Below are 19,436 nucleotides of genomic sequence, written 5' to 3' on the forward strand. Positions count from 1 at the left end.
ACGTCGTTCGAGAGGTTCCCGCGCCAGCGATAGTGCGCCGAAACTGGGCCCCGGCCTTCGCCGGGGAAAAGGCTAGGGGAGATGGGAGGGACTACATCACCCATGGCCGAAGACGCCGACCAGTTCGGTCACCGCGTCGGGCAGGGTGACGATCTCGTCCGAACCCTGGCGGATATATTCCATCACTGCCGGATGGCAGGCGATCGCCGCGTCGATCTCGGGATCGGCGCCGGCGCGATAGGCGCCCATCAGGACGAGATCGCGATTCTCCTCATAGGTCGCGAGATGGCGGCGCAGCACGCGGGCCGCGGCGACATGCTCGCGCGGCGCGATGTCGGTCATCACGCGGCTGACCGAGGGGCCGAGGTCGATCGCCGGATAGACGCCGCGCTCGGCGAGCGCGCGGCTCAGCACGATATGGCCGTCGAGAATCGAGCGTGCCGAATCCACCACCGGATCATTGCCGTCGTCGCCGTCCGCCAGCACGGTGTAGATCGCCGTGATCGATCCGCCGGTGTGCACGTCGGTGCCGGCGCGTTCGATCAGGCTGGGCAGCATCGCGATGGCCGAAGGCGGATAGCCGCGCGCCGAGGCCGGCTCGCCCAGCGCCAGGCCGATCTCGCGGCCGGCATGGGCGACGCGGGTGAGCGAATCCATGATGAGGAGGACCTTCTTGCCCTCGGCGCGGAACGCCTCGGCAATGGCGGTGGCGCGCAGCGCGCCGCGGATGCGCAGCACCGGCGAGTGATTGGCAGGCACCGCGACGACCACCGAGCGCGCACGGGCGGCGCCGGCCACCTTGGTCTCGAGGAAGTCGGCGACTTCGCGCGAGCGCTCGCCGATCAGCCCGATGACGATCATGTCGGCTTGCGCCGCACGCACCATCATGCCGAGCAGCACCGACTTGCCGACGCCCGAGCCGGCCATGATGCCGACGCGCTGGCCCTGGCCGATGGTGAGCAGCCCGTTGATCGCGCGGACGCCGACATCGAGCGGCTGAAGAACCCTTCCACGGTCGAGCGGCGACTGGAGCTTGCCGGCGAGCGGCCACTTGCCCGCGCCGCGGATCGGGCCGAGCCCGTCGATAGGCTTGCCCGAGCCGTCGACGACGCGGCCGAGCATCGCGGCACCGACTTCCGCCTCGCCCGGCGCGCCGATCGGGCGGACCGGGGCGTTGGGGAGCAGGGCAGCGGGCCCGCCCAGGTTCATCAGCAGCGTCTTGCCCGAGCGAAAGCCGATCACCTCGGCCTCGACCCGGCTCTCGCCATCGCCGATCGCGCAGACAGTGCCGACCGGCAGCTGCAGGCCGACGGCCTCCATCAGCAGCCCGTCATAGGACGAGAGGCGGCCGGAGATGCGCGGGCGCGGCGCGAAATCGCCGCAGCGCAGGCCCTCCAGATAGTCTTCGGTGAACAGGTTCAGCATACGGGCGGAATCGGCACGCGATCGATCGCCTGGGCGAGCTGCTCGAGCCACAGATCGGGGCCGTCCTCGACGATGGTCGATGCGCTCTCGATCACGAAGCCGCCGCGCTGGACATGCGGGTCGCCGACCGGGAACACGCTGGCGGGCAGCTTGCCCTGGACGAAGGCGACATCGTCGGGATGGAGGCGGAGCAGCGCGGACTCGGCACTGTCGGCAAGCAGATCGATCGCGGCGTTGATCCGCTGGGCGAGGACATCAGGCGCGACGCCGACTTCGCCGACCAGCTTGGTGACGAGGTGCAGCACGGTCTGGCGCAGCTGGCCGGCCATCCGATCGCGATCGAAATGCGCGCCGGTGGCGAGTGCGGCCGAGACCTGATCGAGCAGGGCCGTTTCGCGCGCGCGGACGGCTTCGGCCTCGACCAGTGCCGCGGCATGGCCCTCGGCGAACCCCGCCTCGTGCGCCGCGGCGATCGGATCGATGAACGGCCCGGGCTCGGCGGCATGCTGGGTATCGGCCGAGAAGGGATCCCAGCCTTCGGTGGGGTTGGCCTGCGGATTGGCGGGCGCGAAGTGGCGCGGCTGGGCCGGCGCTTCCTCGAACACGCGGCGGCCGATCCGGTCGACTTCCGACGGCGCGAAGCCGACGCCGTCGCCAAAGGCACGGGCCAGGACATGCTCGGCGGCGCGGATCCGCCCGGAAAAGCCCGGCGCGAAATCAGACATAGTCGTCGTCCCCGCCCTTTGACGGCATCTGGATCGTGCCGTCCTTCACCAGCCCGCGCGCAATCGCGATCATCGCCTTCTGCGCATCGAGCACATCGGCCATCTTCATCGGGCCGAGCGACTCCATCTCGTCGCGGATGCCGTCGGCGGCACGGCTCGACATGCAGCCGAGGAAACGCTCGCGGACCTCTTCCTCGACGCCCTTCAGCGACTTGACCAGGATATTGGTGTCGATGTTGCGGATCAGGGTCGACAGGTTCTTGTCGTCGAGCTCGAGCAGATTGTCGAAGACGAACATCGCCTCCTCGATCGCGCGGGCAACCTCGCGATCGATCTTGGCGAGCTTGGGCATGACGCGCTGCTCGGTGATCTTGCGGGCGCCCGAGAGGATCTTCGCGGCTTCACGCGTGCCGCCGAGCTGGAGCCCACCGCTCGACTTGCGGCCACCCATGCCGGCGCGGCCCTGGAGCATCGTCTTCAGCGTCTCGATCGCCTCCGGCGGTACCGGGCCGAGCTTGGCGATGCGGCGCAGGATCTGCGGCTGCGCGACCTCGGGCAGATGCTCGAACACCTTGGCGGCGATATCGGGATCGAGATTGGCGAGCAGCACCGCGGCGATCTGCGGATGCTCGTTCTCGATCATCCCGGCGATCTCCTCGGGCTCGAACCAGTCGAGCCATTCGATCGAGGCCGCCTGGCTGGCCGGCATCACCCGGGCCAGCACGCCCGAGGCACGCTCGGGGCCGAGCGCCTTGGTCATGATGCTCTCGATCTTCGGCGCCGGATCGAAGGTGACGCCGGTGCGCTCGCGCGCCTTGAACACGAAGTCGTCGAGGACGATCTCGACTTCGGCCTCGCTGACATCGGCGACGTTGAACATCGCCTTGCCGAGCGAGCGGACCTCTTCCGGATCGAGCTTCTGGAGGATGGCGGCCGCCTCCTCCTCGCCGACCAGCATCATCAGGACGGCGGCGCGTTCGACGCCGTTGAAGCTGCGGATGGCGTTCATTGCGCGTCTGCCTTGATCATGTCGCGGACCGCCAGCGCGGCGCGGGCGGGATTGTCGCGGGTGAAGCCGCGGACCAGGCCGACACGCTCGTCATAGCTGTTGCCGGCGCTTTCGAGCATGTCGATCGACACGGGCGCGGCGCCCGGACCGGCCTCATCGCCGCCCGCAGGGCCGCTCATCGACAGCGCCGGGCGGTTGCCGGCGGCGGGCTCTTCGCGCTTCTTGAGCAAAGCCTTGGTGAGCGGGCGGACGCCGAGGAACAACACGAGCAGCGCGATCACCAGCGCGGTGGCGTTGCGCGCGGCGAGCGGCACCCATTCGGCCTCGTACCAGGCCGGGCCCTTGTCGGCGGCATCGGCGGCGGCGTTGAACTTGCGGCTGATCACGGTGACCTGGTCGGTGCGGCCCTGATTGTAGCCGACCGCGGCCTGGACCAGCTGGGTGATCTGCTGGATCTCCACCGTCGAGCGCGGCTTGCCCGATTCCTCGCGGAGCAGCACCGCGACCGACAGGCGCTTGATGGCGCCCGGGGCCTGGCGGGTGACCGAGACCTGCTTGCCGGTCTCATAGGTGCGGGTGAAGCTGTCGCTCTGCTTCTGCGGCGTCGTGGTGCTGGCGCCGGCAGCAGTGGTGCCGGCGGCGGGCGGCGCGCCCGGCGTCGGCTGCGCATTGGGTGCGGTGACGGTGCTGGCCGGCGGCGGCGTGTTGGAGAGCGCGCCGGGGATGCCGCCCGGGGCCTGGCCGTCCTTGGTGCCGGTCCAGGCGCCCTGCTCGGCGGAAATGACCGCGCCTTCCTTGTCATAGCTTTCGCGGGTCGCCTGGCTCTCGTCGAGATCGACATCGGCCTGCACCTCGGCAGTGAAGTTGCCGGCGCCGACCAGCGGCGTCAGCAGCTGGACGAGCTGTTCGCGATACTTGTCCTCGATGCGGCGCTGATAGTCGATGCGGGCATCGCTCGCCGAATTGGCTTCGTTGCCCTTCTTCGAGAGCAGCGCGCCCATCTGGTCGACGATGGTGACGTTCTCGGGCGCCATGCCGGGGACCGAGGAGGCGACGAGGTTGACGATCGCGCGGGTCTGCGCGTCGCCGAGCGCGCGGCCGGGCTGGAGCTTGAGGACCACCGAAGCGGTGGGCGCGGTCTTGTCGCGCACGAACACGCTGGCCTCGGGCGTGGCGAGATGGACGCGGGCCTCGGCGACGGAGTCGATCTCCTCGATCGAGCGGGCGAGCTCGGTCTCGCGGGCCTGGCGCAGGCGCTCGCCCTCGACGGCGCGGCTGACGCCCATCGGCAGCTGGTCGAGGATCTGGTAGCCGCCCGGCGCCGCCTTGGGCAGGTTCTGGCTGGCGAGCAGCATCCGCGCCTTGTGGTAATCGTCCTCGGCAACGGTGATCGAGCCCGAGCCGTCGATGCTCGACTTGATGCTGGCGCCCTGCAGCGCCGAGCTGATCGCCGCCTTGTCGGCGTCGGTGACGTTGGCGAACAGGATGCGCTGCGGCGGGGTCGAGACAAGCGACCAGGCGAGGAAGCCGGCGGCGACCAGGCCGATCAGGAAGATCAGCGGCATCGCGCGCTTCACCGCAGGCTGGGCGAGGATGCCGCGCATCTGGGCGAGCGGCGCACCAAGGCGGCCCGCGGCGGCAGGCATCAGGGGTGCATCGGTGGGGGCGAGGGCGTTGCTCATGGATTACACCGGCATGCTCATGATGTCCTTGTATGCGGACAGGAGTTTGTTGCGGACCTGCAGGGTCGCCTCGAAGCCGACCGAGGCCTGCTGGCGGGCGAGCATCACCTTGGCGATGTCCACGGTCTCGCCGCGCTCATAGGCTTCGGAGAGCGCGCCGGCCTGGGCCTGGGACTGGTTGACCTGCTTGAAGGCCTCTTCCATCGACGCGGCGAAGCCCGCGGGCTTGCCACCCGCGGCGCCTGCGACCGTGCCGGCCGGAGTCTCGTTGGCCTTGGCGAGCGCGGCGTTGCGCTCGAGGATCTGGGCGCGGAGCGCCATCACGCGGTCGACGCTCATCGCGCCGCCGCCGCCGATTCCGTCGATACCGCTCATGCCGAAGCCCTCGCCTTACCGAAGTCGATGCTCTCGCCCTGCTCGCGCGCCTTGGCGAGGCGGTAGCGCAGGGTGCGCTCCGAGATGCCGAGCCGCTTCGCCGTCTCGATCCGGCTGCCGCCGCATTCGGCAAGCACTTCGCGGATCGCGGCGAATTCGTGCATCTGGACGATGTTGGACAGCGAGCCCGAGGTCTCGACCTCTAGGCGCGGCGCGGCCGGGCGGTCGAAGATCAGATGCTCGGGATCGATCGTGCGGCCGCCACAGAGCAGCAGCGCGCGCTGGATGACATTCTCGAGCTCGCGGACATTGCCCGGCCAGTCATGGTCGCTGAGCACCTCGAGCGCCTCGTTCGAAATCCACGGCATCGCACCGCGGCCGCCGGCGTGGCGGACGACCATAGCGGCGGCGAGCGCGGCGATGTCGCCGGGGCGATCGGCCAGCGCCTTGGTGGTCAGCGGGAAGACCGAGAGGCGATAGTACAAGTCGGCACGGAAGCGGCCGGCGGTGACTTCGCCCTGGAGGTCGCGATTGGCGCAGGCGACGACGCGGACATCGACCTTTTCCGGCATGGTGCCGCCGATCGGCACCACTTCGCGCTCCTGGAGCACGCGGAGCAGCTTGGCCTGGAGGGCGAGCGGCATCTCGGCGATCTCGTCGAGCAGGATGGTGCCGCCATGCGCGGCGCGGAAGAAGCCCTGGCCGCCCGAGGAGGCGCCCGTGAAGGCGCCCTTCTGGTGGCCGAACAGCATCGCCTCGAGCATCGTCTCGGGCAGGGCGGCGCAGTTGAGCGCCACGAAGGGCCCGTCGCGGCGGGTGGAATTGTTGTGGATCGCCCGGGCCAGCACTTCCTTGCCGGTGCCGGTGGGACCGTTGATCAGCACGGTGATGTCCGACGCGGCGACCCGCTCGACCAGCGCGAGCAGCGCCAGGCTCTCGGGATCAGCGGCGACCGGCTCGTGCGGGCCACGCAGCAGAGCGGTCGCAAAGCCGGCGCCGACGGCGGCATCCTCGGGCGGGTAGGAAAGACGGGCGGGGTTGCCGTCGCCGAACGCGATCGCCTGTCTGCCTTCGTCGCCCAGGATCAGCGTGCGGGCGGCAGCGGGGGGCACTTCACCCTCGGCGACCAGGAACAGGTCACCCGGGTTGCGGCCTTCCTCGCCGGTGCCGACCGCGAAGCCCTGGGCGCGCAACGACGAGACGAGCGCGTATTTCTGGCGCAGCACGGCGGCGGACGGGACGATGGATCGCATTGTTACCCCCTGAGACACCATCCCCTTTTGGGACTAGGTTGGTTAACGGTGGGTAAAATTGCGTACTCCGCGACCATCTTGGTCCGGGCGCGTCTACGCGTGCGCACGTAGCGCCGAAATTTTTTGCTTAAGCCGGGCGCAGCGCTGCCGTTCCTTGGCTTGGCGGCTCCGAGCTCCCGTTCAGGGGGGTAAATGGGAAGCCGACGAGCATGGAGTAACGAACATGACTGTTATCTCGACCAACACCGCGGCGCTGCGCGCCGCCAATGCCTCGACCGGCGCGAACAAGACGCTGAGCACGGCCATGGAGCGCCTGTCGACCGGCAAGCGCATCAACAGCGCGAAGGACGACGCCGCCGGCCTGGCGATCGCCTCGACCATGACCGCCTCGATCCGCGGCATGACCCAGGCAGTCCGCAACGCCAATGACGGCATCTCGCTGGCGCAGACCGCGGAAGGCGCGCTCAACGAAGTGACCAACATGCTGCAGCGCGTCCGCGAGCTGGCGGTCCAGTCGTCGAGCGGCACCTATTCGGACGACGACCGCAAGAATCTGCAGGCCGAAGTCACCCAGCTGACCTCGCAGATCAAGGACGTGCTGACCAACACCAAGTTCAACGGCAACGCGCTGTTCCAGATCGGCAAGCCGCCGGCGGACCCGACGGACGTCCAGGCTGACGAGACTGCGGCCAAGACCTTCTCGATCCAGACCGGTTCGGAATCGACCGACAAGATCACGATCAGCGTCGACGCGCTCGACCTGGGCACCATCACCGGTGTCGGCGCCGACCCGGCGGATGCCGATTATGTCGCGCCGCTTTCGATCGGCACCTCGGGTAATGCAGACACCGCCCAGGGCACCGTCGACACCGCGCTGAAGTCGGTCGCCACGCTCCGCGCTTCGCTCGGCGCCGCGCAGAGCCGTCTCGACTCGGTGGTCAACAACCTGACGACCAACATCGCCAATCTGAGCGACGCCCGCAGCCGCATCGAGGACACCGATTATTCGGCAGAGACGACGGCGCTGGCCAAGGCCCAGATCCTGTCGCAGGCATCGACCGCGATGCTCGCCCAGGCCAACCAGAGCCAGCAGTCGGTTCTGAAGCTGCTTCAGTAAGCGCGTGCCGGTCGGGGTGTCACCCCCCTGACAGGCACCAAGGCCGGTCACCCCTTTCTCGGGGGCGCATGGGGAACCCCGGTGGTCGTTACCACCGGGGTTTTTCTTGTCCGGTGACGGACTCCCCTCCCTTCCAGGGGGGAGCGATGACGTCAAATCCTACTTCTTCTCCGGCCGGCCGCCCGGCTTCCACTCCGGCTTGGCAGTGCTGTTCGCCAGCGACTTGAGCGGCGCGACCAGCGACTGGATCGCCCGGGTCATGAACGCGATGTCGAGATTCTCCAGCGTGTCCTGCGCGGTATGATAATTGGGCGTGACCGCCCAGCCCGAAATGGTGTGCGCCACCACCCCGCGCACCGCGAGCGAGTAATTGTCCGAACGCTCGAAAAAACGCTGCTCGGGATAGGGATCGGCGGTGACCAGCGCGCCATGCGCCTTCAGCGTCTCGCCCAGGGTCGAGCGCTCGAACCCGGTCATCATCATCGTGCCGGCGGGAAGCTTGGGATCCTGCGCGCCGATCATCTCGATCTCGATATTGGCGACGATCTGGTCTAGCGGCACCGGCGGATGGTCGCCGAAATAGCTCGAGCCATAGCCGCCGATCTCCTCGCTGCCATAGGCGACGAACAGCAGCCCGCGCTTCGCCTTCTTCGCCGCCGCCATCGCCCGGGCGAGCTCGAGCACCGCCGTGGTGCCCGAGGCATCGTCATTGGCGCCGTGCATGATCGTGCCGTCGGGGCGCTTGCCGAGATGGTCGAGATGCGCGGTGACGAGGATCACGCCGGCCTTGGGATCGCTGCCCGGCAGCCAGCCGATCGCATTGGTGGTGACGGCTTCCTCCTTCGCCACCGGCAGCGCGAAGCTCACCTGCGCACCGGCCTGGGCCACTGCCTGATCGAAATCGGCCGAAGGCAGCGTGGCAAGCGCGGCGAAGCCCGGCAGCGCCGCGCCCTCGAGCCCGGCCGGCAAGCGCGGCTTGCCGCCGATACCCTTGAACATGCCGCGGGTCGCATCGTCCTCGCGCGCGATCACCAGCTTCACGCCGGCGGCATTGGCGGCGCGGACGATCTGCATCGGCGAGCCCTTGCCGCCGGTGAAGAACAGGACGTCGACATGCGGGATCTTGCTCGGGTCGGCGCCGTCGAACACCGCCGAAGTGCCGGAAATGGGATCGATCGCGCCGAGCAGCACGGTGGGCGTCGCAGTCGCCTTGCCGCCGATGCTGAGCGTCGCCGGGCCGCTCGCCGCATAGCGGATGATCTTGGCCGCCTGGAGATAGCCGGGCATGCCCGGCGCCGGCTTCAGCCCATAGCCTTCGAACTGCGAGGCGACATACGCCGCGGCGATCGCTTCGTCGCGGGTCGCGCTGCCGCGGCCCTGCAGCGCGTCGCTGGCGAGGAAGCTTTCATGCGCGCGGACCCATTCGGGGCGCACGGTCCAATTGTCCTGGGCAAGCGCCGGCGAGGCCATCAGCCCGAACGCCATCGCGCCGGCCAGGAACAGATGCTTGGTCACGTGAAATCCCCCACAAGATACGAACGGGGCGGATTTCTGCGGCAAGCATCGGAACGGCGCAAGCGGGCTGCAGGCGGAAAGTTTCGAAAGTTACGATTGCGGCACCTGGTTTCCTTTTCCCCGGCGAAGGCCGGGGTCCAGTCTCAGCGTGCGCGGGGAAGACGCGCCAAGGCGCGTGACTCTCAACTCTGGGCCCCGGCCTTCGCCGGGGAAAGAAGAAGGGAATGGTTCAGGGGACCAACCCCCTCCCAATCGTCATCCCGGCGAAAGCCGGGATCTCATGCGGCTCCTTCCCCGCGCCATCTCCTGAGATCCCGGCCTTCGCCGGGATGACGGGTTTGCTTCAACCCAGCCGCCGTGCCAGCCCCTTCTTCAGCCGGGCATGCGCGCTCGCCTTTATCTGGCAGATGCGCGCGGCGCCTACCCCCAGCACCTGCCCGATCTCCTCGAGGTTGAGTTCCTCGACATAATAGAGCTGGATCACCTGCTGCTCGCGCTCGGGCAACTCGGTGATCGCAGCGATCAGCGCCTCGCGCTGGTCGCTCTCGGCCAGCTGGTCGAAGGCGCTCGGTTCGTCGGACATGAACCAGGGACTCTCGTCCGAATAGGCTTCGTCGATCGAATCGAAGCGCACCGCCTCGGCATTGGCATAGTCGGCGCGCAGTTTCTCCGGCGTGACGCCAAGCCGCTCCGCCACCTGCTCGTCCTCGGGCGCGCGGCCCAGCTCACTGGTCAGCATCGATACCGCTTCCTGATAGGCCTTGCGCCGGCGCATCGCCCCGCGCGTGGTGGTCGCCTGGCGGCGCAGCTCGTCGATCATCGCGCCGCGCAGCCGGGTGGCGAGATATTGCTCGAAGGTCACCTGGCCCCGGTCCTCGAAGCTGCCGGCAGCCTCGATCAGCGCGACCAGCCCGACCTGGATCAGGTCCTCCACCTCGACGAGCGAGCTCATCGAGCCATGGATGTGCCAGGCGATGCGGCGAACCAGCGGCAAATGCCGGCGCACCAGCGCCTCCGGATCGCGGCGCGGCGGCGTAGGCGAATAGGTCAGCGGTGCATCGAGAGCCAGTGAAGCCATGGCGTCGAGTTTCCCTGGGGTGAAAGCGTTCATGCGGGCAGCGCCTCCGGCGCGCCGATCACGGCAACGACTTCGACGGCCTTGTCCTCGGGCACTTCGAAGAAGCTCATCACCGGCGTGTCGGGCAGCACGTTCCTGACCAGCTTGCGGATCGCGACGCGGATCGAAGGCTGGACGACGAGCGCGAAGGGCTTGGCCTCGGCGATCAGCGGCTGGGCGGCGCGCTGCAGCGCATCGGCGATGCGGCGGCCGAGGTCGGGCTCGATCGTGTGCCGCTTCGACGGATCGGAGCGGACCGCCTGGCCGAGCAGGGCCTCGAGCTGGCCCTCAAGCGTCATCACCCGCAGCGGCTCGCGCACGCCGCACAGGCGCTGGATGATCAGCGGGCCGAGATCGGGACGGATCAGCTCCATGATCTCGTCGGCGTCGAGCGTCCGCTGCGCCGCGACCGCGATGGCGGCGGCGATGCGGCGGAACTCCTTGAGCGGGACGCTCTCGGCGAGCAGGCCGCGCAGGATCTGGGTGAGCGTGGTGAGCGGCACCGGCGACGGGCAGAGCGCCGCGACGAGCTGGGGCGAGCGCTCCTTGAGTCCTTCGAGCAGCGACTGGACCTCGTCGGCACCGAGCAGGTCGGACGCGTTCTGGATCAGGCACTGGTTGAGATGGGTGGCGACCACGGTGCCCGGATCGACGACGAGATAGCCAAGCCCGGTGGCGGCATCCGAATCACCCTGGGCGATCCACATCGCGTCGAGCCCGAAAGTCGGGTCCTTGACCGGCTTGCCGTGCAGGCGCCCGGCGGCCTGGCCGGTATCGATCGCCAGCACCTCGTCGGGCGAGACATTGTCCTCGGCCACGACCACGCCGCCGATGACGATGCGATATGTAAACGGCGCCAGGTTGATGTCGTCGCGCACGCGCACCTGCGGCACGACGAAGCCGAGCTCCTTGGAGAGCTGACGACGCACCCCGGTGATGCGGCCCATCAGCGGACCGCCGCGGCGCTCGTCGACCAGCGGCACGAGCCCATAGCCGATGTCGAGCATCACCTGCATGTTGTCGGTGACTTCCTCCCAGCCGATCCGCGAGAGATCGACCGGCTCGGCCGGCGGCGCGGCGACGATCCTGGGGCGGTTGGCGACCTTGCGCAGGTGCCAGGCGGCGACGCCGGCAGCAGCTGCGGCGGGCAGCATCAGGAAGTGCGGCATGCCGGGAAGCAGGCCGAGCAGGCCGAGGATGACCGCGACCGGCATCCAGGTCTTGTAGCTGGCAAACTGGGTGCCGATCTGGCCGGCCAGGTCGTCGCTCGACTTGACGCGGGTGACGATGGCGGCGGCGGCGATCGAGAGCAGCAGCGCCGGCACCTGCGCGACCAGCGCGTCGCCGATGGCGAGGAGGACATAGGCGGAGGCCGCTTCGCCCACCGCCATCTGGTGGCTGACCACGCCGAGGATCAGGCCGCCGATCACGTTGATGCCTAGGATCAGCAGGCCGGCGATCGCGTCGCCCTTCACGAACTTGGACGAACCGTCCATCGCGCCGTAGAAATCGGCTTCGGTCGAGACCTCGACGCGCTTGGCGCGGGCCTCGTCCGGGGTGATCAGGCCGGCATTGAGATCGGCGTCGATCGCCATCTGCTTGCCGGGCAAGGCGTCCAGGGTGAAGCGCGCGCTGACTTCGGAGACGCGGCCGGCACCCTTGGTCACCACGATCATGTTGATGATCACGATCACGGCGAACACGACCAGGCCGACGACATAGTCGCCGCCGATCATGAAGGTGCCGAACGCCTCGATCACATGGCCGGCGGCGCTTTCGCCCTCATGGCCGTGGACCAGCACGACGCGGGTCGAGGCGACGTTGAGGCCGAGGCGGAACAAGGTCGCGAACAGCAGCACGGTGGGGAAGGCGGAGAAGTCGAGCGGCTTCTGCGCGTTCAGCGCCACCATCAGCACCGCGAGGCTGATCATGATGTTGAGGATGAAGAAGACGTCGAGCAGGAAGGCCGGGATCGGCACCACCATCAGCGCGACGAGCAGCAGGATCGCGCCGGGCAGCGCGAAGCTCTTCAGGGCAGGCGCAGTCCCTGCGGGAAGCGAAAGTGCAGACACTAGGGGTTACGCTCCCAGGTTCGCGAGCATGAGATAGGCGAGGCGGGCATTTTCCGGCGTCGGGCGCAGCGGATCGATGCGTCGGCCGAGCGGATCGCCGGCGGCTGGGCCCTGCGAGACGTTGAGCTGGGCCAGCGTGTTCTGCACCCAGTGCCGGTCGCTATCGACCGCGCCATTGCCGAGCACGACTTCATTCTCGCCATCGGTGAAGCCGCGGGCGGCGGCATCGAAGCCGGCGTCGAGCCCGTCCGAGGCCATGCCGGTGGCGCCGCCGGCCGCCGCGCCCTGGTCGAGCTTGCCGGCGAAGCGGCTGTAGATCTCCGACAGCGTGCGCGGCTGGCCGTTCGCGGCGTAGAACACGCCGCGATTGGCGCGGGCGGCTGCCGGGAACATGCTGGCGCCGGTGCGGCCGGGATTGTCGGCCATCGCGCTCAGGAACTTGTCGGCGCCGCCCAGGCCGAGGAAATGCGCCATGTAGAGGTCGGTGCCAGTGGCCGGCCGGCCGAGGGTGTCCTCGAGCGACGCCTTGTTGTCGGCGGCATGTTCGGCGGCCATCAGCGAGGCGGTCTGCGGATCGCTGCGCAGGTTGAGGATCGCGCTGCGCGTCGCGGGATCGCTGACGACGTAGCGGCCCGATGCGTTCTGCTTGATGCTGTCGGCGGCCCAGGACAGGCCATGCTCGGCGCCGTGCTGCTTGACCACGCCGAGCCAGCTCTGCTCGATGAACTGATAGAGACCGGTCGCCGAGGAGGTGCCGGCGCGTGCATTCGCCTTCAACCCGCTCTCGACCTGTGCCTGGCCGAGCAGATAGTTGAAGTCGATGCCGGTCTTGCGGCTCGCCGCGGCGATCGCCGTCTGGACGCTGGCCCTGGTATTGACCGAAGTGACGCTCATCTGGTCCCGATCCGGATTGCCCTTATTCGGGGCTATCGCAGCAAGGACCGTGCCAGTTCTGGTTAATCGGCGTTATGCACGCCTGTCAGGCCAGCGCGTAGCCGACCGCCTTGTAGGAAGGCGCCTGCTGACCGGAAAGGATTTGCAGGCGGCGGCGAACATTTGCCGCCATCAGGTTCACATAGATGCGGCAGGTCTCGTTGAGCTTGTGCGCCTCGGCGGCGAGCTCGCGGATTTCGGCATCGGGAGCCTCGCCGTCATGCAGCGCTACCGTGTCGATCGCGGCCAGCTTGGCATGGGTCGCCGCCTCGAGCGCGGCGACGTCGTTCGTCTTCAGCGCCGCGATCTCGGCGTGGAGGCATTCGATCACCTGGATGAGCGCGTCACGACGGTTCACGGGACTTCCAATCGAGCTTGAAGGCGAGCAGCCGGTCGGCGATCGTCGAGGGCGAGAGCGGGAACTTGTTGTCCTGGATCGCCTTGCGGATGCGCGAGACGCGGTCGGCATCGACCGGCGGCCGGGCCGCCTGCTCCCCCGCGATCTCCGCCGCCGCGCTGCGCACCGCCGGGGTGTCGCTCGCGACCGGGCGGACCGCGGCGACCTTGGCCGCCGGTTCAACGGGCACAGTGCGACGGTCGGTGACCGCGCCTGTCTTCGTGCCGATTGAGTCCACCATTGCCTGCAACCTCGCTATGCCTGCAGCCCATCAAACGGCCCGGCGGCGCGAAACTTTACGGGAAAATTCAGCTGCCCTCGGCAAAGCCCGGCAAGCGGGCGCGGCCCGGCTCGATCGCGATCGCCTGGAGCGGCGGCTGCTTGTCGTCGATCTTCACGCTGATCCGCCCGCCGGGAGGCGCGTCGTTCATCGCGACGCCCTGGCGCGAGATCGAGAAGCCCGCGGCCCCCGCCTCGACCGTGACCGCGTCACCGCGCTTGATCACCGGCTCGGCCTTCACCGCCACTGGCGGGCGCACGACGACATTGGCGGGCATCGGCGCAGGCGTGGCGACCTTGGGTCTGGGCACCGCCGCGACCGGCACGAAGATCTTCCAGGCCGGCGCCATGCAGCGGACCACGACCGCGTCATGCGTGTCGCTCCGCCATTCGAGCTGGGGCGCGGCGCAGCTGGCGAGCTTGAGCCGCCGGTCGATCGGCGCGATCGCTCCGCCCTGCTCGCCGATTTCCTTGCCGGTGAACTGGGTGACGATCGTGTCGAGCGCCGCGACCGATTGGAAGTCCGGGGCGGCGAGGCTGAGTGCGAGTGCGAGGATCATGGCCGGTCTCCTTCGAAGCCGAGCGTGAGGACGGCGCGGCGCTGGCCGCGGCCGGTGGAAAGAACGATGCGCGAGGGATCGATCGCGCGCTGGCGGATGAGCAAGGCGGCGACGGCGCGCGCGCGGTCGGCGGCGAGGATCGGGCCGCTGCCGGTGGCGGGATCGACGTCCGCCGCCGATCCCTCGACTTCGCCGGTGATGCGCAGCCGGGTGCGCGGATCGCGCGCGGCGGTCCGCGCCCATTCAAGCGCCGAACCGGTGTCGGCCAGCACAGCCGAACCCGGTGCGAAGCCGGTGGCGGTGGCGATATCGACCGGCATCGGCGCCGGAACCGCAGCGCTCTCGCTGGCGCCGAAGCCCGCGCGGATGCCCGCGGCGAGCCTGGCCGGATCGACCTGGTTTGCCTGGAGGAAGACGAAGAAGCCGACGAGCAGCAGCGACAGGTCGGCCAGGGTCATCAGCCAAGGTGCGCGGGCGCGCTCGTCCTCGTCGAACGCGGTCACGCCGCTATCTCCTTGATCCGGCCGCTGCCCGGCTCGATCCCGGCGAGCAGTGCGAGCGCCGGCTGGAGGCGGAGACGCTCCTGCGCCTCGTGCCGCGCCCGGCGCTTGAGCCGCGTGGCGACCGGCAGCAACGCGAGATTGGCGAGCAGCGCGCCGTAGAGGGTGGCGAGCAGCGCCACGGCCATCGCGCCGCCGATCGCCTGGGGATCCTTCATCGCGGAGAACATGCCGACCAGGCCGACCAGCGTGCCGACCATGCCCATCGCCGGCGCCAGTTCGGCCGCGCCGGACCAGACTTCCCAGCCGCCGCGATGCCGCTCGAACCGCGCGCAGCGGCGCTGCTCGAGCAGCGTCCCGACCTCCTTCGGGCTCGCCCCGTCGACGATCGCGGCGACTGCGGCAGCGATGTCCGAATCCTCGATCTTCGAGCGGTCGAGCGCGATCACGCCGTGGCGCCGCGCGATCCGGCCGAGCGCCGAGACCTGCGACAGCAGCGGCTCCACATCGAAGCGCCGGCGCGGCAGCTGGCCCAGCGCGGCGACGCTGCGGGCAAGGTCGCCCGAGGCGCTGCGCAGCACGGTGCCGGCCACCACGCCCCCGCCGACAATGGCGAGCGCGATCGGATCGAGGAAGGTCCCCAGGGCAGGAAGCACATTCATATCCATGCCCGTGTGGGTGCAAGAGGCGGGCCAATTGCCCTCCCCTCAGAGGGCGGCAATCCGGCCCCGCAAACCCGGCAAGCAGCTGCCGACACACCGGCAAAAACCTGCCGCCGCTTGCCGCTCCTCAGAGGAAAGGCGGTTTTTTCGCCTCTCCGGCCAAATTGGCACGGCGGTTGCAGAGAAGCCCACAAGCCTTTCCGGCGAACTTTTGTGCGGGAGACGTGCAATGCCCAATGACAACCTCTTCGGCGTACATGGCACCGCGCTTGCCGTGCGCTCGCAGCGCATGGGCATGCTCGCGTCGAACATCGCGAACGCCTCGACCCCCGGGTACAAGGCGAAGGACATCGACTTCCGCGCGGCGCTCAACGGCGCCACCGCTGCGGGCGGCTCGATCGACGGCGCGATCGACGCCAACACGCTCTACCGCGTGCCGCTCCAGCCCTCGGCCGACGGCAACACCGTCGAGCTGACCACCGAGCAGACCGCCTTCGCCGAGAACGCCGTCGCCTATCAGACGACGCTGTCGTTCCTGAACGGCCGCATCGGCCAGATCACGCGCGCTCTGAAGGGAGAGTAAGAGATGGGCGACCAGCCGCTTTCGATCTTCCAGGTCTCCGGCCGCGCGATGAGCGCGCAGCTGGTGCGGATGAACACCACGGCCTCCAACCTGGCCAATGTCGGTACCGTCGCATCGAGCCCGGACGCCGCCTATCGCACGATCAAGCCGGTGTTCCGCACCGCCTTCGACCAAGCGAGCGGCATGTCGACCGTCGATGTCGAGCAGGTCGTCACCGCCGGCTCCGAGCCGACCAAGCACTACGATCCGGGCAACCCGATGGCCGACAAGGACGGCAATGTCTGGGAAGCCGCTGTGGACGAGACCCGGGAGCTGGTCGACATGATGGAGACCGCCCGGAACTACCAGAACAACGTCGAAGTGATGCAGACTGCCAAGCAGCTCATCGTCGACACCCTCAAGCTGGGCCGCTGATCATGAGCGATTTCGATAGTGCACTGCAGAACCTGGGCATCCCCCGGTACAACACCTCGAGCACGACGAGCGGCACCACGCTCGACACCAAGGACACCTCGCGGCTCGGCAAGACCGACATGGGCGTGTCCGACTTCCTCGCGCTGATGACCGCGCAGCTGAAGAACCAGGATCCGTTCCAGCCGGTCGACAACAGCCAGATGGTCGCCCAGATGGCGCAGTTCTCGTCGCTTTCCGGCATCACCGAGATGAGCTCGACGCTGAAGACGATCGCCGGCCAGCTCGGCTCGACCTCGCTCAACGACGCGATCGGCTATGTCGGCAAGAACGTGCTCGTCCAGGGCTCGACCGCCTATCCGCGCACCACCGGCGGCCTCGCCGGCGCCGTCGCGCTGGAGAAGGACGCGACCAACGTCACCGTCACCATCAAGGACAAGGACGGCAACACGCTCAAGACCATCGAGATGGGCAAGGAGACCAAGGGCGCGGTCGCCTGGGACTGGGACGGCAAGACCGATACCGGCGCGGACGCCGGCGCCGGCCCGTTCACCGTCAGCGTCACCGCCACCGACGGTACCGGCAACGTCAAGGGCTATCCGCTGGTCTGGGCACCGGTCACCGCGGTCTCGATGGGATCGGACGGCAAGCCCGTCCTCACGCTTCCCGAGATCGGCAACGTCTCCACCGACGCCGTCTGGCAGGTCGGCTGAATCAATTTTTCCTAGGAGTAACGGAAAATGTCCTTCTTCACCTCGCTCTCCGGCCTGCAGGCAGCGCAGACCGACATGTCGACGATCTCGCACAATCTCGCGAACGTGCAGACCAACGGCTTCAAGAAGAGCACCACCCAGTTCGCCGACGTCATCGCGTCGACCGCCAACATGAACCCCAGCCAGATGGTCGGTTCGGGCGTGGTCGTGAAGGCGGTGCGCCAGCAATTCGGCCAGGGCGGCTTCACTCAGTCGTCCTCCGCGCTCGACGTCGCGATCTCGGGCGACGGCTTCTTCATCGTCAAGGGTGACGAGAAGAGCGGCAATGGCGTTGCCTACACCCGCAACGGCAGCTTCCAGGTCGATGCCGATCGCTATGTGGTCGATGCGCAGGGCAACAAGCTGCAGGTCTATCCGGTGGACGGCTCGGGCGCGGTGGTCGCGACCGGCCTTTCCTCGACGGTCAGCCTGCGCCTGCCCCAGACCAGCGGCACGCCCCAGGCGACCGAGAACGTCAAGCTGGGCCTCAACCTCAATGCCGGCTCGCCGATCCCCTCGGACAATCCGAAGTTCGACGATACCGAGTACAAGTTCGACCGTTTCGACCCGACCACCTACAACCAGTCGGTCCAGACCACGGTCTATGACGCGAATGGCAACGCGCTGACACTGACCAACTATTTCGTCCGCGAGACCAAGCCGACCGATACCGACGCGACCAGCAGCTGGAAGGTCTATTCGTTCGTCGGCGACCAGCAGCTCAATGCCGGCGACGATCCCGCGACGATGAAGCAGTTCGAACTGAAGTTCGACAGCACCGGCAAGCTCTCCGAGCCGACCACGCCGATCACCTTCATGGGCTTCCTGGCGCCGGGCGCGACTTCGGAGCAGGTGCTCAAGCTCGACCTGACCGCCGGCACCACCCAGGTCAGCTCCCCGTTCAGCCTCAACTCGACCAAGCAGGACGGCTCGCCCGTCGGCCAGATCGAAGGCGTGACGATCGGCGACGACGGCACGGTGACGGCGAGCTTCTCGAACGGCGACACCCAGGCGCTGGGCAAGGTCGTGCTGGCCAGCTTCACCAACAATGCCGGCCTGCGCCAGCTCGGCAACTCGACCTGGGCGGCCACCGGCTTCTCGGGCGACGCGCGGCTCGGCGAGCCGGGCACCAACGGTTTCGGCGGGCTGATGTCGGGCGCGATCGAGCGCTCGAACGTCGACATCACCGAGGAGCTGGTCAATCTGATCGCGGCGCAGCGCAACTTCCAGGCGAATGCCAAGGCGCTCGATACCGCCAGCCAGATGTCCCAGACCATTTTCAACATCCGCAGCTGATCGGATCGGCTGAGGAGGAGTAACCCATGGACCGGCTTGTCTACACTGCGATGTCGGGGCTTCGGAGCCAGATGTCGGCGCAGGCGACGATCGCGAACAACATCGCGAACGCCTCGACGATCGGCTTCCGCGGCGAACGCGTCAGCTTCGACCGGCTGGTCCTCCAGGGTACCGGGATGGATTCGCGCCAGATGGCCTCGGCGGAAGTCGAGGACTTCGACCGGAGCAAGGGCACGATGATCCAGACCGGCAACCCGCTCGACATCGCGGTGAACGGCGATGCCTGGATCGTGGTCCAGGCCACCGATGGCACCGAAGCCTATACGAGGCGCGGCGATCTGCGGATCGCGCCCTCGGGCGTGCTGGAAACCGGCGACGGTTTCCCGGTGATGGGGTCGGGGGGCCCCATCACCGTGCCGCCCGCCGACAAGGTTTCGATTGCCGAGGACGGCACCGTCTCGATCGTGCCGCGCGGCGGCGATCCGACGCAGCCGCAGGAAGTCGGCAAGATCAAGCTGGTCAGCACCGACGGCACGCAGACCGCCAAGGGGCTGGACAATCTCCTTCATGTGAAGGGCGGCGGCGTGCTGCCCGAGGACATGGACGCGAAAGTGACTTCCGGTTCGCTCGAGCAATCGAACGTGAACCTGACGCAGGCGCTGGTCGACATGATCGAGAACCAGCGCGCCTACGAAGTGCAGGCCAACCTGCTCAAGGAAGCCAAGAACATGGACGAGAGCACCGCATCGCTGATGCGGATGCCGTCCTGATAG

Annotated in this window: 21 protein-coding genes; 6 read left to right on the forward strand and 15 right to left on the reverse strand. The window is 68.3% G+C overall.

Translation table 11 applies throughout. The annotated features are described in order from the left end of the window. Positions 1-96: 96 nt before the first annotated feature. Genes J2W22_RS02640 through J2W22_RS02665 form a run of 6 tightly spaced genes read right to left on the reverse strand, consistent with a single transcriptional unit; the run spans position 97 to position 6,469 of the window. Positions 97-1,425: a FliI/YscN family ATPase gene (locus tag J2W22_RS02640; protein ID WP_307116712.1), complete on the reverse strand. Its 1,329-nt coding sequence runs from the start codon at positions 1,423-1,425 to the stop codon at positions 97-99. Continuing rightward, entirely contained in the window at positions 1,419-2,150 is a 732-nt protein-coding gene (locus tag J2W22_RS02645; RefSeq protein WP_307116713.1) for a FliH/SctL family protein, read from the reverse strand. The genes J2W22_RS02640 and J2W22_RS02645 overlap by 7 nt, the downstream gene beginning before the upstream one ends. After that, positions 2,143-3,159 carry a flagellar motor switch protein FliG gene (fliG, locus tag J2W22_RS02650; RefSeq protein WP_307116714.1) on the reverse strand — a complete coding sequence of 339 codons (1,017 nt, stop codon included), beginning with the start codon at positions 3,157-3,159 and terminating at the stop codon, positions 2,143-2,145. The genes J2W22_RS02645 and fliG overlap by 8 nt, the downstream gene beginning before the upstream one ends. Beyond that, positions 3,156-4,841, reverse strand: coding sequence for a flagellar basal-body MS-ring/collar protein FliF (fliF, locus tag J2W22_RS02655; RefSeq protein ID WP_307116715.1), 1,686 nt, complete (start codon positions 4,839-4,841; stop codon positions 3,156-3,158). Before fliF ends, fliG begins: the two co-directional genes overlap by 4 nt. A 3-nt stretch (positions 4,842-4,844) precedes the next feature. Further along, entirely contained in the window at positions 4,845-5,216 is a 372-nt protein-coding gene (gene fliE, locus J2W22_RS02660) for a flagellar hook-basal body complex protein FliE (protein WP_183999184.1), read from the reverse strand. Continuing rightward, positions 5,213-6,469 (reverse strand): sigma-54 interaction domain-containing protein, encoded by a 1,257-nt coding sequence (locus J2W22_RS02665; protein ID WP_307116716.1) that lies wholly within the window; start codon positions 6,467-6,469, stop codon positions 5,213-5,215. The genes fliE and J2W22_RS02665 overlap by 4 nt, the downstream gene beginning before the upstream one ends. A 223-nt stretch (positions 6,470-6,692) precedes the next feature. Between J2W22_RS02665 and J2W22_RS02670 the strand changes: the two genes are divergently transcribed. Next, positions 6,693-7,586, forward strand: coding sequence for a flagellin N-terminal helical domain-containing protein (locus J2W22_RS02670; RefSeq protein ID WP_307116717.1), 894 nt, complete (start codon positions 6,693-6,695; stop codon positions 7,584-7,586). Between the two features lie 159 nt (positions 7,587-7,745). On the opposite strand, the gene J2W22_RS02675 is transcribed toward J2W22_RS02670, so the two are convergent. From J2W22_RS02675 to J2W22_RS02715, 9 genes are all read right to left on the reverse strand, one after another. Further along, on the reverse strand, positions 7,746-9,101 hold the full coding sequence (locus J2W22_RS02675; protein WP_307116718.1) for a M28 family metallopeptidase: 1,356 nt from the start codon (positions 9,099-9,101) through the stop codon (positions 7,746-7,748). A gap of 343 nt (positions 9,102-9,444) precedes the next feature. Beyond that, positions 9,445-10,179: a sigma-70 family RNA polymerase sigma factor gene (locus J2W22_RS02680; RefSeq protein ID WP_307116719.1), complete on the reverse strand. Its 735-nt coding sequence runs from the start codon at positions 10,177-10,179 to the stop codon at positions 9,445-9,447. A 29-nt stretch (positions 10,180-10,208) separates the two neighbouring features. Continuing rightward, positions 10,209-12,290, reverse strand: a complete 2,082-nt coding sequence (gene flhA / locus J2W22_RS02685; RefSeq protein ID WP_307116720.1) for a flagellar biosynthesis protein FlhA — start codon at positions 12,288-12,290, stop codon at positions 10,209-10,211. 6 nt (positions 12,291-12,296) lie between these two features. Then, positions 12,297-13,184, reverse strand: a complete 888-nt coding sequence (locus tag J2W22_RS02690) for a lytic transglycosylase domain-containing protein (protein ID WP_307116721.1) — start codon at positions 13,182-13,184, stop codon at positions 12,297-12,299. 85 nt (positions 13,185-13,269) lie between these two features. Next, entirely contained in the window at positions 13,270-13,581 is a 312-nt protein-coding gene (locus tag J2W22_RS02695) for a flagellar protein FlgN (RefSeq protein ID WP_307116722.1), read from the reverse strand. Then, positions 13,568-13,861, reverse strand: a complete 294-nt coding sequence (flgM, locus tag J2W22_RS02700; RefSeq protein WP_307116723.1) for a flagellar biosynthesis anti-sigma factor FlgM — start codon at positions 13,859-13,861, stop codon at positions 13,568-13,570. The genes J2W22_RS02695 and flgM overlap by 14 nt, the downstream gene beginning before the upstream one ends. A gap of 67 nt (positions 13,862-13,928) precedes the next feature. Beyond that, positions 13,929-14,459, reverse strand: a complete 531-nt coding sequence (locus tag J2W22_RS02705; protein ID WP_307116724.1) for a flagella basal body P-ring formation protein FlgA — start codon at positions 14,457-14,459, stop codon at positions 13,929-13,931. Beyond that, positions 14,456-14,962 carry a flagellar motor protein MotB gene (locus J2W22_RS02710; RefSeq protein ID WP_307116725.1) on the reverse strand — a complete coding sequence of 169 codons (507 nt, stop codon included), beginning with the start codon at positions 14,960-14,962 and terminating at the stop codon, positions 14,456-14,458. Before J2W22_RS02710 ends, J2W22_RS02705 begins: the two co-directional genes overlap by 4 nt. Further along, on the reverse strand, positions 14,959-15,621 hold the full coding sequence (locus tag J2W22_RS02715) for a MotA/TolQ/ExbB proton channel family protein (protein ID WP_373422929.1): 663 nt from the start codon (positions 15,619-15,621) through the stop codon (positions 14,959-14,961). The genes J2W22_RS02710 and J2W22_RS02715 overlap by 4 nt, the downstream gene beginning before the upstream one ends. Before the next feature lie 229 nt (positions 15,622-15,850). Here J2W22_RS02715 and flgB point away from each other — a divergent pair, with 229 nt between their 5' ends. From flgB to flgF, 5 genes are read left to right on the forward strand one after another with little or no spacing between them, the layout of a single operon-like run. Then, complete coding sequence (flgB, locus tag J2W22_RS02720) at positions 15,851-16,204, forward strand: flagellar basal body rod protein FlgB (protein WP_307116727.1); 354 nt, start codon at positions 15,851-15,853, stop codon at positions 16,202-16,204. Positions 16,205-16,207: 3 nt separating this feature from the next. Then, positions 16,208-16,618 (forward strand): flagellar basal body rod protein FlgC, encoded by a 411-nt coding sequence (gene flgC, locus J2W22_RS02725; RefSeq protein ID WP_307116728.1) that lies wholly within the window; start codon positions 16,208-16,210, stop codon positions 16,616-16,618. Between the two features lie 2 nt (positions 16,619-16,620). Further along, positions 16,621-17,328, forward strand: a complete 708-nt coding sequence (locus tag J2W22_RS02730; protein ID WP_307116729.1) for a flagellar hook assembly protein FlgD — start codon at positions 16,621-16,623, stop codon at positions 17,326-17,328. A 27-nt stretch (positions 17,329-17,355) separates the two neighbouring features. After that, entirely contained in the window at positions 17,356-18,663 is a 1,308-nt protein-coding gene (locus J2W22_RS02735; RefSeq protein ID WP_307116730.1) for a flagellar hook protein FlgE, read from the forward strand. A gap of 26 nt (positions 18,664-18,689) precedes the next feature. Continuing rightward, positions 18,690-19,433, forward strand: a complete 744-nt coding sequence (gene flgF, locus J2W22_RS02740; RefSeq protein ID WP_307116731.1) for a flagellar basal-body rod protein FlgF — start codon at positions 18,690-18,692, stop codon at positions 19,431-19,433. Positions 19,434-19,436: the final 3 nt, after the last annotated feature.

The sequence above is a fragment of the Sphingomonas kyeonggiensis genome, assembly GCF_030812785.1.
Lineage (GTDB): Bacteria > Pseudomonadota > Alphaproteobacteria > Sphingomonadales > Sphingomonadaceae > Sphingomonas > Sphingomonas kyeonggiensis_B.